The sequence below is a fragment of the Clostridium sediminicola genome, from assembly GCF_050402865.1.
Taxonomy (GTDB): Bacteria; Bacillota; Clostridia; order Clostridiales; family Clostridiaceae; genus Clostridium_AF; species Clostridium_AF sediminicola.
Genome location: NZ_BAABMF010000020.1, coordinates 60,575 through 75,803 on the forward strand (window position 1 = coordinate 60,575; position 15,229 = coordinate 75,803).

Below are 15,229 nucleotides of genomic sequence, written 5' to 3' on the forward strand. Positions count from 1 at the left end.
TCAATATTTAAAAAGGTAATTTGGGTAAATTAATTATATTAATTTGCCCTTGTAACAATATATAGAGATTCTACCGTGAAATTTTATTTATATACGTCCAAAATATTTAAATATCAATTATTTTGAACTTGTATGAATTGATTATTCAACCGAGATATCTATAGCATAATATTTAATAAGGGGATGTTTACTATGGAAAGTAAGAAGTATGTATATCTTTTTAGTGAAGGTAATGCAAAAATGAAAAATCTTCTTGGTGGAAAAGGAGCGAACCTGGGTGAAATGACAAGTTTAGGTCTTCCAGTACCTCAAGGTTTTACTATTTCTACAGAAGCATGTACAAAATTTTATGATGATGGAAAAATGATTGCTGAAAGTATAAAAGAAGAGATTGAATTAGCATTGAAAAATACAGAAGAAATAACAGGTAAAAAGTTTGGAGATATTGAAAATCCACTATTAGTATCAGTAAGATCAGGTGCAAGAATTTCTATGCCAGGTATGATGGATACCATTCTTAACCTTGGATTGAATGATGAATCCGTATTAGGTTTAGCTAAATTAACCAATAATGAAAGATTTGCATATGACTCATATAGAAGATTTATTCAAATGTTTTCAGACGTTGCGTTAGGTCTAGAAAAAAGAAACTTTGAAGATATATTAGATGCAGTTAAAGAAGAAAAGGATGTTAAGTTTGATACTGATTTAACTGCAGAAGATTTAAAAGAAGTTGTTACAAGATATAAAGAACTATTTAAAAAAGAAATGGGTAGAGAATTCCCTCAAGAACCAAAAGAGCAATTAATGGAAGCTGTTAGAGCTGTTTTTGAGTCATGGGATAATCCTAGAGCTATCGTTTATAGAAGATTGAATGATATTTCAAGTGACTGGGGTACTGCAGTAAATGTTCAATCAATGGTATTTGGTAATATGGGTGAAAATTCAGGTACAGGTGTTGCATTTACAAGAGACCCTGCTACAGGAGAAAAGAAAATATTCGGTGAATATTTAATAAATGCACAAGGTGAAGATGTTGTTGCAGGTATCAGAACGCCTCAACCAATTGCAAAATTAGAAGAGGATATGCCAGAAGTTTATCGTGAGTTTATGGCTATAGCACAAAAATTAGAAGATCATTATAAAGATATGCAAGATATGGAATTTACAATTGAGCAAGGTAAATTATATTTCTTACAGACTAGAACTGGTAAAAGAACAGCACCAGCAGCATTAAAAATAGCAGTTAATCTTGTGGAAGAAGGCAAAATTTCTAAAGAAGAAGCTATTATGAAGGTAGAACCTAAAAAATTAGATACATTATTACACCCAACATTTGATCCAGGTGAATTAAAGGCAGCTACACCTATTGCTAAAGGATTGCCAGCATCACCAGGAGCAGCATGTGGTAAGGTTTATTTTACAGCTTCAGATGCAAAAGAGCATGCAGATGCAGGTGAAAAAGTTGTATTAGTAAGATTAGAAACTTCACCTGAAGATATTGAAGGTATGGCAGCTGCAGTTGGTATACTTACAGTAAGAGGAGGCATGACTTCTCATGCAGCAGTTGTTGCTAGAGGTATGGGAACTTGTTGTGTTGCAGGTTGTGGAGAATTAACTGTTAGTGAAAAAGAAAAGGTATTTAGTGCAGGTGGAGTAACTTATAATGAAGGAGATTATGTTTCTTTAGATGGAAGCACTGGTAAAGTATATGGTGAAGCTATTAAAACAGTAGCACCTGAAATTACTGGATACTTCGGTACATTTATGAGTTGGGCAGATGAAATAAGAGCATTAAAAGTAAGAACTAATGCAGATACTCCAAAAGATGCAGCACAAGCAGTTGAGTTTGGTGCTGAAGGAATTGGATTGTGTAGAACTGAGCATATGTTCTTTGATGAGGATAGAATATCTGCTGTTAGAGAAATGATTGTTTCTAAAACAGAAGAACAAAGAAGAATCGCTTTAGAAAAAATTCTTCCTATGCAAAGAGAAGATTTTGTAGGTATATATAAAGCTATGGAATATAGACCTGTTACGATAAGATTTTTGGATCCGCCATTACATGAATTTTTACCTACTGAAGAAGAAGATATCAAAGATTTAGCAACTCAGATGGAAATAAGCTATAATGAACTAAAAACTACAATTGCTTCATTACATGAGTTCAATCCTATGATGGGGCATAGAGGTTGTAGACTTGCAATATCTTATCCAGAAATTGCTGAAATGCAAACAAGAGCTATTATAGAAGCGGCTATTAAGGTTAAGAAAGAAAATGGATTTGATATTGTTCCAGAAATAATGATACCACTAGTTGGCGATGTTAAAGAATTAAAATTTGTTAAAGAAATAGTAGTTAAAACTGCTGATGAAATCATAAATGATTCTGGTATTGAGATGAAGTATTTGGTTGGAACAATGATTGAAATTCCAAGAGCAGCATTAACTGCTGATGAAATAGCTAAAGAAGCAGATTTCTTCTCATTTGGAACTAATGATTTAACACAGATGACATTTGGTTTCTCAAGAGATGATGCTGGTAAGTTCCTAGCAGACTACTATGATAAGAAGATATATGAATTTGATCCATTCCAAAGAATAGATCAAACAGGTGTAGGTCAGCTAGTGAAGATAGCTTCAAAAAATGGTAGAGAAGTTAAGTCAGATCTTAAATTAGGTATTTGTGGAGAACATGGTGGAGATCCATCATCAGTTGAATTCTGCCATAATACTGGGTTAGATTATGTATCATGTTCACCATTTAGAGTTCCTTTAGCTAGACTTGCAGCAGCTCAAGCTCAAGTTAATAATAAAAGATAAATATATTTAAATATACTTTAATAATAAAAGACGCATCAAATTTGATGCGTCTTTTGTTGGCATATGAGTTATTGGTTTACAATTGTCAGTGTACCATTGCTGTCAACTGTACACCGTCAACTCTCAACTTGAAAGAATGGTAAAACTATATAGTTAAATTACAATTAAATTTATCATCTATATATGCCTTGAATTCATTAACAAATTGCTGTTGATTATGGAAATTTCTTACGGATTTCTCGAGAATTTTTACAAAGGCTTTCTTATTGCACTTATATATATTTCGATAATAATCTCGAGAGATTTTCCAATATCTTTGAGGGAAAGCAAGATATCCAAATAAGTATTTATAATCATCTAAATTGATTTCACGGATACTTTCATAGCTGTTCAAGCAATCTATTGCAATATTAATATCCCAGTTTGTTTCTTCCCTTCTTAATAATCTTCTTAAAAAATATGCAAAGTCATGGATAGAGAAATCCATTCTACATTTATCAAAATCAATTACCCAAACTTCATCATCATTATTAATAATTAAATTCTTATTTACATAATCATTATGGCATAGAGAAATACTAAGATTATCAAAATTTAATGAGGAAAGTACTTTACAAGAATTATCAGCCAAAGCAATACCATCACTAAAGTTTTCAATATAAATTTTGGAAAATGTATCACTATGTTTGAAAGCTAAGTTTGAACATAGTAATAGTCTATTAAAATGTTTATTTATTTCATAATAAAAATCCTTATAACCTACTCTATTTGCACTATTTTTAATAGGAAAAAAATTATTACATTTATTATGTGCTAAGGCTAAATTTTTGCATACAATATCTAAGTGATTTTTATTATTATAATCACATTTAGCACCTTCAATCCAAGGTGTAAGAATGAAAAGCATGTTATTATAATTTACAAATCTTCCATTATTAACATTTGGTAGAATTCTCGGTACCTTTATATCACTTCTATAAAGCCATTCGATAGCAGAGTAAACAAAAAGGAGTTCACTTTCATTGAAATACACTTTTTTTAAACAATAACTATTTTCAGAAGTAGTTACCTTATAAACAGCTCTTTGTTTATCAGTATTTTTAAATTTTACTCTGAATATTTCTGAATCTTCCAAATTATAATGGGGAAGAACTGATTTTCTTATGTTTCCTTCAGAAAATATATCTAATGCATAGGAATTTTCGATTACAGACATAGTATCCCCCTTAATAAGTTCTCATTATAAACATATTATAAAAGTATTTTAAATATACATTTATTTGTTGAGTAAGTCATATTAAAGTTATTTTTAAGAAGTACTTTTGTGCTATTTAGGAAATAAAATATCTTTACTTAAAAAGGAATTTTATATAATATATCGAAATAATATATATATATTGAAAATGGAGGTTGAATTATGGAAAGTATTAGAGAAAGGATAGAAAATGAAGAAAAGAAAAGATTAAATAAATATGCCTCATTATCAATTAATTCAAAAGGAAGAATAAAAAATGAAAAAAAAGATGAAATAAGAACTGATTTTATGGTTGATAGAGATAGAATAATTCACAGCAAATCATTTAGAAGATTAAAACATAAAACTCAAGTATATATAAAAACTTGGGGAGATCATTATAGAACAAGATTAACACATACGTTAGAAGTAGCACAAATTGCAAAAACTATTGGAAGAGGGCTGGCTCTCAATGAAGATTTAATTGAAGCAATAGCCTTAGGGCATGATATAGGACATGTACCATTTGCACATAATGGAGAAGAAGTATTAGATATGTTAAATCCAAATGGGTTTAAACATAATTTAAATAGTATCAGAGTGCTTACTAAAATAGAGAAAAATGGTGAAGGACTAAATCTAACTAAAGAAGTTCTAGATGGCATTTTATATCATAGTGGGTTTTCAAAAGACGCAAAAAAATCAAAAACACTAGAAGGTCAGGTAGTGAGATATAGTGACAAAATTGCTTATGTAAATCATGATATAGACGATTCAATTCGTGCACGTATATTAAAAATAACAGATATTCCAAAGAAAATACTTGATACTTTGGGATATACCCATGGTAATAGGATAAACACTCTTGTTAAAGATTGTATATATTCTACTATGTTGAATTTTGATAATGATAAAGTAGAGATAACTTTAAGTAAAGAAGTAGAAAATGAATTATTAGAACTAAGAGCATTCATGTTTGAAAAGATTTATAAAGGGGAAATTCTAGCTGTTGAAAGAGAAAAGGCAAAGTTTGTTTTAAAGCAGGTATATGATTATTTTAGTAAACATCCTCAAAAAATGCCAGAGTTTTATCAGAAGGTTGTTGAAGAAGAAGGATTATATATAGGAGTAACTGATTATATTTCAGGAATGAGCGATGATTATTGCTTGTGGTTATTTAATGAGGTGTATGTTCCTAAATTCGTGATATATTAAATCTACTAATTTCTTTCAAAAAACATATAGAGTTTTCAGTTCAACTAATTATCTATACAAGTCCATAACTCATTATTGCCTGAGATTTTGTACATGTATAAATAAAGTTTCACAATAAAAACTTTTGATTAAAGACTCATATTTTTGAAAGAAAAGTAGAACTAATTCTTAAGCCGACTCTTAGAATAATATTTGTAAAAATAGGAAAGATAAAAAAGGATAGAGAATAATAAAAAAAATGAAGGAATTTTGTACTTTTTAAAGAATTATTATAAATAAGAAGTTTATAAAAGATAAATAAAAAAAATTATAATTTAAAAGGAAATTAAGATAATTTGTCGAATATGTTTAAAGGTTGCTTATTATACTAAAGTGGGTGGGTAGTTATATTTGATTAATGAAAGTATTATTCAAAAAATTAAAGATGAAAATGATATAGTCGAAGTAATTTCAGAAAAAGTGAATTTAAAGAAGGCTGGAAATAACTATTCGGGTTTATGTCCATTTCACAATGAAAAGACCCCTTCTTTTAGTGTATCAAGGGAGAAACAGATCTTTAAGTGTTTTGGATGTGGAGAAGCAGGGAATGTATTTTCTTTTATTATGAAATACAACAATTATACTTTTGTTGAAGCTGTTAAATTTTTAGCTGATAGAGTTAATATTGATATCCTACCTAATGATAATAGAAATAAAGCTAAAAAAAAGGCCATTGATAAACTATATAACACAAATGTTTCGGCCGCAAGATTCTATTTCAATAATTTATATAAAAATAAAAATGCAATGGATTATTTTACTCGAAGAGGAATTTCTTTGAGTATAATGAGAAAATTTGGATTGGGTTATGCTCCTGAAGGATGGAGAAATATTTTAAATTATTTAAAATCCAAAGGATTTTCAGAATTAGACTTATTAAATGTAGGTTTAGTAGTAAAAGGAAAAAATAATTCAGTGTATGATAGATTTAGAAATAGAGTTATCTTTCCAGTTTTTGATTCAAAAGGAAAAGTGATTGGTTTTGGGGGAAGAGTTTTAGATGATTCAAAGCCCAAATATTTAAATTCACCTGAAACAAAATTGTTTTATAAAGGTACAAATTTATATGGATTAAATTTTGTGCTAAAGAATAAAAGGGAAGATAGAACTGTAATAATTGTAGAAGGCTATATGGATTGTATTTCTCTTCATCAGTTTGGAATAGAGAATGTAGTTGCATCATTAGGTACTGCACTTACTGAAAAACAATCTAAATTACTAAGACGATATTTTGATAGAGTGATAATAGCTTATGATGCTGATATTGCAGGTCAGAATGCAACAATGCGTGGGCTTGAAATTTTAAGAAATGAGGGGTTTGATTTAAGAGTACTTACCGTACCAGAAGGAAAAGATCCTGATGAATTTATAAGAAACAATGGAACTGAGGCTTTTAAACAATTAATTAAGGATTCACTCCCTCTAGTAGAATATAGAATAAAAAAAGCTGGGGAAGAAGTGGATTTTAAAGATAATAGAAACTTAGTGAAGTATGTATCTAAAATTTCAGAAATAATTCATGATTTAAATCCCGTTGAAAAAGATGTTTATATAAAAAAAGTATCTGAAGATACAGGGGTAAAAGAGCAGGCAATATATGACTTGATAAAGCAAGAAAATGAAAATGATTCAAAAAATATACAAAATTTGTATAATGATAGGGATTTTGGACAAAAATTATATTTAGAGCCTGCACATTTAAAAGCAGCAAGAAGTTTAATTAAGTTTTCAATAGAGAATAAAGAAATGAGTGAATACATAAGAGAAAGAATAATCGTAGAAGATTTTACAATAGAAACTCATAAAAGATTATTTGAAATAATATTGAAAAATGTAGAAAAGCAGGAAAATTTAAAAGATTATATTGATATTAAATGTACAGATGTTGAAATTGCTAAGGAATGGGTAAATATAAAACAGACGGTTTTAATACAGAATGATTTTGATCTTAAAGATATTATAGATGAATTTATTATGGAAATCAAAAAAAATAAGCTAGAGGAGTCGAAAATTATCGTGATGGGCAAGATAAAAAAACTAGAGAAAAAGGGAGCTTACGAGGAAACTTTAGAACTCGTTAAAAAACTAAATGAAATTCAAAATGAATTGGTTAATTTAAATGGTTTGAAAGGAGGTAAGTAGATGACTGAAAATGTTAGAAAACAGAAAGAGGTTAAGAAAGGTAATTTAAAGAGACCTGAAGAATTTGATAAAGAAACAAAAATGAAAATAATTAAAAATCTACTGGATAAAGCAAAGAAAACAGGTACCTTAACTTATAAAGAAATTATGAAGGAACTTTCTGACATAGAATTATCTCCTCAACAAATTGAAGCTATTTATGATGTACTTGAATCAATGAATATTGAAGTAGTTGGAGATGCAAAACAAGAAGAAGAAGAGGAAACAATTGATTTATCAGTACCTGCAGGAATATCTATAGATGATCCAGTTAGAATGTACTTAAAAGAGATAGGGAAAGTACCATTATTAACTTCTGAGCAAGAGATAGATTTGGCACAAAGAATTGAAGATGGTGATGTTTATGCTAGGAAGAAATTGGCAGAGGCAAATTTAAGACTTGTAGTAAGTATAGCTAAAAGGTATGTTGGTCGTGGAATGCTTTTCCTTGACTTGATACAAGAAGGAAACTTAGGACTAATTAAAGCAGTAGAGAAGTTTGATTACAGAAAAGGTTATAAGTTTTCTACATATGCTACATGGTGGATTAGACAGGCGATTACACGTGCTATTGCAGACCAAGCTAGAACTATTAGAATACCAGTACATATGGTAGAAACAATTAATAAATTGATTCGAGTTTCTAGGCAATTATTACAAGAGTTGGGAAGAGAACCAATTCCGGAGGAGATTGCAAAGGAAATGGAAATGCCTGTTGAAAAAGTTAGAGAAATAATGAAAATAGCTCAAGAACCAGTTTCTTTAGAAACGCCTATTGGGGAAGAAGAAGATAGTCACCTTGGTGATTTTATTCCTGATGATGATTCACCAGCACCTGCTGAAGCTGCGGCATTTACAATGCTTAAAGAGCAATTGATAAATGTATTGGATACTTTAACTCCTAGAGAAGAGAAAGTTTTAAGACTTAGATTTGGTTTGGATGATGGAAGGGCTAGAACTTTAGAAGAAGTTGGAAAAGAATTTAACGTTACAAGAGAAAGAATAAGACAAATAGAAGCAAAAGCTCTTAGAAAATTACGACACCCTAGTAGAAGTAAAAAATTAAAAGATTATTTAAATTAGATGAGCGATTAACTAAAAGAGTAAAGATTAACTTTGCTCTTTTTTTATGGTATAATACCTTTGAGAGGTGAAATTATGTCGACTTATGAATGTAAAAGAGGGAATGGACACTTACATATTTTAGCTATAGCAATAACTTGTAATTTAGGGATTCTTTTATTGCTGAGATTTATAGATGTATATGAGATAGTTTCATTAATAAAGGTTTTTCTTGTATTATTTAATATTTATATGTTCTATAATGCAATTTTTATCCTTACTATGAAATATTGCATAGATAAAAATGAAATAATGATAAGTGGATTATTTGGTCTTAGAAAAATATGCATACCATTAGAAGAAATAACTTCTTATTTTATAAGTACGGAACCTATATCATCAGTAAAGTTATATGGGTTTGCTAGTAAAAGTTTTGCTATGGGTAGATTTGTTGTAAATAAGATTGGGACGACAAGGATGTTTTCTGCTTGTAACAATTTAATTTATTTAAAAACAGAAGGAATTAATTACGCAATTTCCCCAAAGAACCTTGAAGTATTTCAAAATATGCTTGAAGAACATAATGTAAAGAATGAAATGTGGGAATATGATTATAATAAAAATGAAAAATTACATAGTAAAAGAAAACTCATTATATTGATTATTCTAATAAGTGTTATAATATTTACCTTCACAGTTACTCCTCTAATTCTTTTGAAAATGAATTTATTACCAGAGGAAATGCCTTTAACATTAAATGCAAAACTTGTTCCTATTGTTATGGGTTCGAGCAAACAATTTGTTTTTAAACAACTTACTTATGGAATAATAAATATGGGTATATTGTTGTGCATGTTTTTTGCAGCATATAGCCATATAAAGTATGATGAAAAAACTTCCTATATGTATATTTATATATCGTTTTTTATTTCAGTTACCTTTTTCTTTATGCAGTTTAGAATTTTACTTCAATTTATAGGAGTTTGATTATGATTATTAGTGACAGAATTAAGAATATAGCAAAATTAGTAGATGAATGTTATTCGATTGTTGATGTGGGTACAGATCATGCGTATCTACCAATTTATTTGATAAATAAAGGCGTAGTTAAAACAGCAATAGCATCTGATATAAATAAAGGACCTGTTTTGAGAGCACAGGAAAATGTTAAGAAAAATAAAGTAGACAATTTTATTCAATGTAGACATGGAGCAGGGTTGCAAACAGTTAAACCATGTGAGGTTGATATTGCTGTTATTGCTGGTATGGGTGGAAATCTTATTAGAGATATATTAGAAGATGATATTGCGGTGGTTCAAAGTTTGAAATATCTTATTCTTCAACCTGTACAGAATCCGGAAGTTTTAAGAGAATATTTGTATAGAAGAGGATACAATATTATAGATGAGGAATTGTGTTATGATGAAGGAAAATACTATGAAATAATAAAAGCTAAATTGATTGGTAAAAATAATAAAATAGAGAAAAGAAATATAAATTACACTATTGGTGAAAAGTTAATCCAGAAGAGACACCCCTTAGTAAGGGAATATATTAGTTTTAGAATAGATAAATATAAAAAAATCATCTCGTTTATTAATGATGATGGAGAATCTTCATCAAAGAGAAAAAATCAGTTACTACAATACATAAAGGATTTGGAGGAGTTGTTAAAATGTCTTTAAAAGTAAAAGATATAACGAAAATAATGGAAAATTACGCACCTTCAAAATTCAAGGAAGACTATGACAATGTTGGATTAATGGTAGGTGATAAAAATGATAAGGTTACGGGTATTCTAATTGCACTAGACTGTACTTTGGATGTAATTGACGAAGCTGTCAAGAAGAAGTGTAATCTTATAATAACACACCATCCGCTTTTATTTAGGAAACCTTCTACTATAACTACGGATACATTATTAGGTAGAAAAATAATAGAGTTAGTAAAAAATGGTATAAATCTATATTCTAGTCATACAAATCTAGATTCTGTTAGAGATGGAGTAAATGAGCAAGTTATGAAGATTCTAGGATTTGAAAGCTATACTACTATGGATTTAGCTAATTGTAGAGATAATGGCGATAGTGTTACAGGGATTGGTAGAATTGCAAAATTACAATCACCTATGATTTTTGGTGAATTAATTCATAAAGTTAAAGAATCCCTCGAACTCCTGATGGTTAGAGTTGCAGGTAGTGAAGAAAGAGTTATAAATAAAGTTGCAGTTGTAAATGGCAGTGGACAAGATTATTTTGCTTTATCTAAGAAAATGGGAGCAGATTGTATAATTACTGGTGATACTACTTATCATTATGTCAGTGATTTCAATGAAGAAAATCTTTGTATAATTGATGCTGGGCATTTTAATACAGAATGGCCTGCTATAAAAATTATTGCTCAAAATATTCAAAATTTAATAAAAGGTATTGGATATGATATAGAAATAACTATTTCTGATTTAACAAGAGATCCATACAAATTTAAATAGAAAGTAAATTAATACTTTCTATTTTTTTTATAGGTTCTGTTCTAGAATTAATAGAAGTTATTCTTAAGGATGTACTTAACTAAAACAAGGAGGGGTTATAATGAAAAAGGAATATGAGTTGTTGATAGACTTTGATAAAAATTTGAAAACTGTTGATCAATGTAAAAAAATATTAGAGGATAAAACAACATTAAAGGAATTAAGAAACATAAAAAAGTGTTTTGATGAACATAAAGTTAAGTATGGGGAATTAAATGAACAATTTAAAAGCTATACTCTTTTTTGTGAAGATATTTCAGGGGAAATTGAACAAATAGAAGAGGAATTAAGTGAGAAGGAAAAAGTATTGTTAAATGATTGCGGTTCAGATATTCGTAAAATAAATAATACAGAAATGATTATAAATAGATTAAAGGAAAGTATTAGTGAAAAAAGTAAAGAGCTAGATGATAAATTGAATGAAGAGAATAAAATCAAAAAAGAAATAAGAAAAGTTTCACTAGAACTAAAAAAATTAAAAGAAATGTTTTTAAACATAAAAAAGGAATTTGAAGACAAAAATAAAATTGCAAAAGAAGATTTAAGTATAGCTGAAGATGCTTGTAAAATGCTTGAAAAGCAGATTCCGGAAGAATTATTGCAAACATATTTAAAAGTAAAGAATATAAAGAAAAATCCAATTACTTTTATTAAAAATAATATTTGTACTGGATGTAACCTGGGTATTTCAATGACGAAAGCTGATGAGATTAAGAATGCTAAAAAGGTTATTTTCTGTGATAATTGCGGTAGGATAATATTTCTAGAAAAATAAAATTGATTTTTGTCTGAGAGTATGTTATCATTTATCTTGCGAGTAAGCCAGACGATCGCTGCTGCAGAAGTGCAGGAGAGGAAAGTCCGAGCTCCATAGGGCAGGGTGCTGGGTAACACCCAGTGGAGGTAACTCTAAGGAAAGTGCAACAGAAATATACCGCCATGATTTCATGGTAAGGATGGAAAGGTGAGGTAAGAGCTCACCAGCGCAATGGCGACTTTGCGGCTATGTAAACCCCATCTGGAGCAAGATCGAATAGGAAGACATATGGGGCTGCCCGTCCCGTCTTCGGGTAAGATCGCACGAGTCTATTGGTAACAATAGGCCTAGATAGATGATTGTCTAATACAGAACTCGGCTTATAGGTTTAGTCGCATGTTGATATCACTCACTTCAGGTGAGTGTTATTTGTTTTTTGCCACCATTCTTCCACCGAAATTAGATTGAAACAATCTATATACCATCCTAAATAAAAAATAGATTCAAATTCCGCACTAATTTTTTAAAATTAGATCATGAAATTTAAATCTATGAATAATTCAGTTTAAAATTGTTTCATATTTAAGTTAATTTATTTTTATTATATAGAGTACATTGATTTTTTCCGTGAGTTTTTGAATAATACATAGCCTTGTCTGCTTGTTCTACTAAATTATTAATATCAGTATCACCTTTACTCAACCCAATGCTCAATGTTAATTTTTGATTAATTTCATGGTTTTTTAACACGTTGTTATTTACGCTTACTCTTATTCTTTCAGCAATTTTAAATGCATCTTGAATTTTTGTTTTTGGTAAAATTATAAGAAATTCATCTCCTCCATATCTTATGGCTATTTCATTTTTACGGAGACTGCTAGTAATACTAATAGCCACTCCTTTAAGGACATCGTCTCCAATTAAATGACCATAATTATCATTAATTTCTTTAAAATTATCAACATCTATAAACATCACAATAGTATCTTTTTCTAGAAGCTGGTTTTCTCTTACAAAATTATCATTAAAATATCTTTTGTTAAATAAATTTGTAAGTTCATCTTTCATAGATTTTTCATTTAGTTTATTCTTTTCTATTATTTCTCTTACTTTCCCAGGAGTAATATTGATAATGTGTAATAATTTCATAGTTGCTTTGTTATCAATTTTTATCTTATCCTGAGATAATGATAGATAGTATATTTCATCATTAGGTTTAATTGTAATTTCATATCTAATATTATCTTTATCAAAGTCGTAATCGCTAATTATATCATTAACGTACATACCTTTTTTTAGTTTATTAGTTCCTAAAATTTTCTTTACAGCATTATTTATACTAACGATTGTTTTATCTTCATCTATAAGGATGATACCTTCACTAAAATTTACAAATAATTCTTCATAAATATATTCTAATTCAACATTAAGAAACTTTTCTTTTACAACAGCATTCATTAAAAACAAAAACAATGTCAATATTGCAATATACATAAAATAATAGGTTTCTAATTCTGGTATAAAAATTGGGCCTATATATTCAGAAAAAATACTGATTAAGGTTGCAAAAGTTATTCCATATAATAAATATCTTAATTGTTTTTTTATCTTAGTTTCTTTAATTGTTCTATATTTTACAATTATTAATACAATAGCCCATATCATTGGAAAAGAAAATATTGCAGCCATTAAGGTTGCAGTTTTTATATCTCTAAATCGCCAATAATTTGTTTGAGAGTAATCTAGTTTCAAAAAATATCTAACTAAAATTGTGCATGTATTTAGAACCAGAGCAAAGAAAAAAGTAAAATCACGTTTTTTATTTAACAATTCATAAATAAAATTTAAAAACATTATAGAAATATTAAGCAATACAATCCAATAAAAATTTTGCATTACTATATATAGACTCGAACTACTTTTATAGAAATTAGTGATACTTAAAATCATCCAGATTAAAAGAATTGCCAGAAATAATAAAAATGCATTAGTTGTTCTATCCTTATGTTTTCTATTAGCAAAAATATAACTCCAAATAAAAACTAAAATTGTGTAGATGCCAATAAAAAATAATAAATCTAATATTTTAATCAGCTCCTTAATGATTACTTTATAGATAAACAACTTAACAAATATTTTACGAGATGAATACTTATATACAGTTTATAACAAATCTTTACATAAATCAATTATTTTTGCAAACTGATGTACTTAAAAGATAACGATGAGTTTAATAAAATTTAACTTATTAAAAGGTGAGTGAATATAAATTATTTTTGTAAGGTTTAATTAAGGTTTAGTTTATTATGGTGTAAGTTTGGAATTGTATAATAAATTTAAAGTAAAAAAAGGAGGTAAAAACTAAATGATTCATTGGGAATTTAAGAAGATATTTAAATCTAAAACAGGGTTGTTAGTTTTGATTATGTTTGTTTTTATTATTGGGGTTATGGTTTTCATAAAACCTCCACTAGAAACAGAAAATTCATATAGAAATGATAAATATGAACTTATGGTAGATAGTAGATCAGAAAAAGTTATTGCTCAGGAAAAATTTAATAGTAAAGTAGAACAAATTGAGGCAATGGCTAATATTAAGGGTACTGAAAATTTTTCTAAAAAAATGAAAGAACTATCAGAAAAAAAATTAAGAATGGCAAAAAATAATGAATATGAGGAAGTTAGTTTTTTTAAGGTTTTTAACCATAGAGCTACTTTTCCGCTTATGTCAGTAGTTATGGTGATTATTTTAGTTTTAATATTTTCTAATATATATACAGATGAAAGAGTTTCGGGTGTAAATAATATTATCCTTCCATCTAAAAATAAGTTTAAGGTTTTATATTCAAAACTAGCATTAGCTATAATATTACCCATTATTATTTATGGTTCTTATTTGGGAATAGAGTTTTTAATAACCTTAGTTCAGTATGGAACGCCAGTAAATGGAGAACTCCAAGTTTTTAGAATTGTGGATTATGGAGTTTTTCTTAAGAAAGCTTATACTATTAATGGATATTTACTTCTAAAGATTATAATGATGGCATTAATATTTGTTAGTATATCAGTGTTTGCAAGTTTTTTCTCTTATATTTCAAGCAATTCATTGGCATCTATAAGTGGAACATTGATATTCTTAGTAATCGGAAAAGCATGTACAATTATTAAATTCTTACCAGATTTATTATTGATTCTATTAAGTAAAGCAAATTATGTAGATTTAATGTTTTATCCTGAAAGGTTTATAGGAATGGATGCAGGAGAAGTTAATATTTTGGGAAAAAGTTTAGATATTATAAATTTATGTAATGGTACATTGATAGCAATGTTATTTACAGGAGTAATACTTTGTATAGTTACATTTAAAAAGGTTTTAACTAAATAATTG

General features: G+C 28.4%; 11 protein-coding genes and 1 other RNA gene. 10 read left to right on the top strand and 2 right to left on the bottom strand.

Features of this window, described 5'->3' with window-relative positions; translation table 11 throughout:
* Nucleotides 1–192: 192 nt before the first annotated feature.
* Nucleotides 193–2,823 (top strand): pyruvate, phosphate dikinase, encoded by a 2,631-nt coding sequence (gene ppdK, locus ACQ3F0_RS22310; protein ID WP_428867932.1) that lies wholly within the window; start codon nucleotides 193–195, stop codon nucleotides 2,821–2,823.
* 145 nt (nucleotides 2,824–2,968) lie between these two features.
* On the opposite strand, the gene ACQ3F0_RS22315 is transcribed toward ppdK, so the two are convergent.
* Complete coding sequence (locus tag ACQ3F0_RS22315; protein ID WP_428867933.1) at nucleotides 2,969–4,039, bottom strand: CotS family spore coat protein; 1,071 nt, start codon at nucleotides 4,037–4,039, stop codon at nucleotides 2,969–2,971.
* Between the two features lie 201 nt (nucleotides 4,040–4,240).
* Between ACQ3F0_RS22315 and ACQ3F0_RS22320 the strand changes: the two genes are divergently transcribed.
* From ACQ3F0_RS22320 to rnpB, 8 genes are all read left to right on the top strand, one after another.
* A complete protein-coding gene (locus ACQ3F0_RS22320; RefSeq protein WP_428867934.1) occupies nucleotides 4,241–5,272 on the top strand; it encodes a deoxyguanosinetriphosphate triphosphohydrolase in 1,032 nt (343 codons plus the stop codon).
* 390 nt (nucleotides 5,273–5,662) lie between these two features.
* Nucleotides 5,663–7,453: a DNA primase gene (gene dnaG, locus ACQ3F0_RS22325; protein WP_428867935.1), complete on the top strand. Its 1,791-nt coding sequence runs from the start codon at nucleotides 5,663–5,665 to the stop codon at nucleotides 7,451–7,453.
* Complete coding sequence (gene rpoD / locus ACQ3F0_RS22330) at nucleotides 7,454–8,575, top strand: RNA polymerase sigma factor RpoD (RefSeq protein ID WP_428867936.1); 1,122 nt, start codon at nucleotides 7,454–7,456, stop codon at nucleotides 8,573–8,575.
* 75 nt (nucleotides 8,576–8,650) lie between these two features.
* Complete coding sequence (locus ACQ3F0_RS22335; protein WP_428867937.1) at nucleotides 8,651–9,541, top strand: PH domain-containing protein; 891 nt, start codon at nucleotides 8,651–8,653, stop codon at nucleotides 9,539–9,541.
* A 2-nt stretch (nucleotides 9,542–9,543) separates the two neighbouring features.
* A complete protein-coding gene (locus ACQ3F0_RS22340; protein WP_428867938.1) occupies nucleotides 9,544–10,239 on the top strand; it encodes a tRNA (adenine(22)-N(1))-methyltransferase in 696 nt (231 codons plus the stop codon).
* On the top strand, nucleotides 10,230–11,045 hold the full coding sequence (locus ACQ3F0_RS22345) for a Nif3-like dinuclear metal center hexameric protein (protein ID WP_428867939.1): 816 nt from the start codon (nucleotides 10,230–10,232) through the stop codon (nucleotides 11,043–11,045). Before ACQ3F0_RS22340 ends, ACQ3F0_RS22345 begins: the two co-directional genes overlap by 10 nt.
* Nucleotides 11,046–11,145: 100 nt before the next feature.
* Nucleotides 11,146–11,859 carry a zinc ribbon domain-containing protein gene (locus tag ACQ3F0_RS22350; RefSeq protein ID WP_428867940.1) on the top strand — a complete coding sequence of 238 codons (714 nt, stop codon included), beginning with the start codon at nucleotides 11,146–11,148 and terminating at the stop codon, nucleotides 11,857–11,859.
* Between the two features lie 39 nt (nucleotides 11,860–11,898).
* Nucleotides 11,899–12,240: RNase P RNA component class A (rnpB, locus tag ACQ3F0_RS22355), an RNA gene on the top strand.
* Between the two features lie 183 nt (nucleotides 12,241–12,423).
* Here the strand turns inward: rnpB and ACQ3F0_RS22360 are convergent.
* On the bottom strand, nucleotides 12,424–13,593 hold the full coding sequence (locus tag ACQ3F0_RS22360; protein WP_428867941.1) for a GGDEF domain-containing protein: 1,170 nt from the start codon (nucleotides 13,591–13,593) through the stop codon (nucleotides 12,424–12,426).
* A gap of 613 nt (nucleotides 13,594–14,206) precedes the next feature.
* Here ACQ3F0_RS22360 and ACQ3F0_RS22365 point away from each other — a divergent pair.
* Nucleotides 14,207–15,226: a hypothetical protein gene (locus ACQ3F0_RS22365; RefSeq protein ID WP_428867942.1), complete on the top strand. Its 1,020-nt coding sequence runs from the start codon at nucleotides 14,207–14,209 to the stop codon at nucleotides 15,224–15,226.
* Nucleotides 15,227–15,229 lie beyond the last annotated feature (3 nt).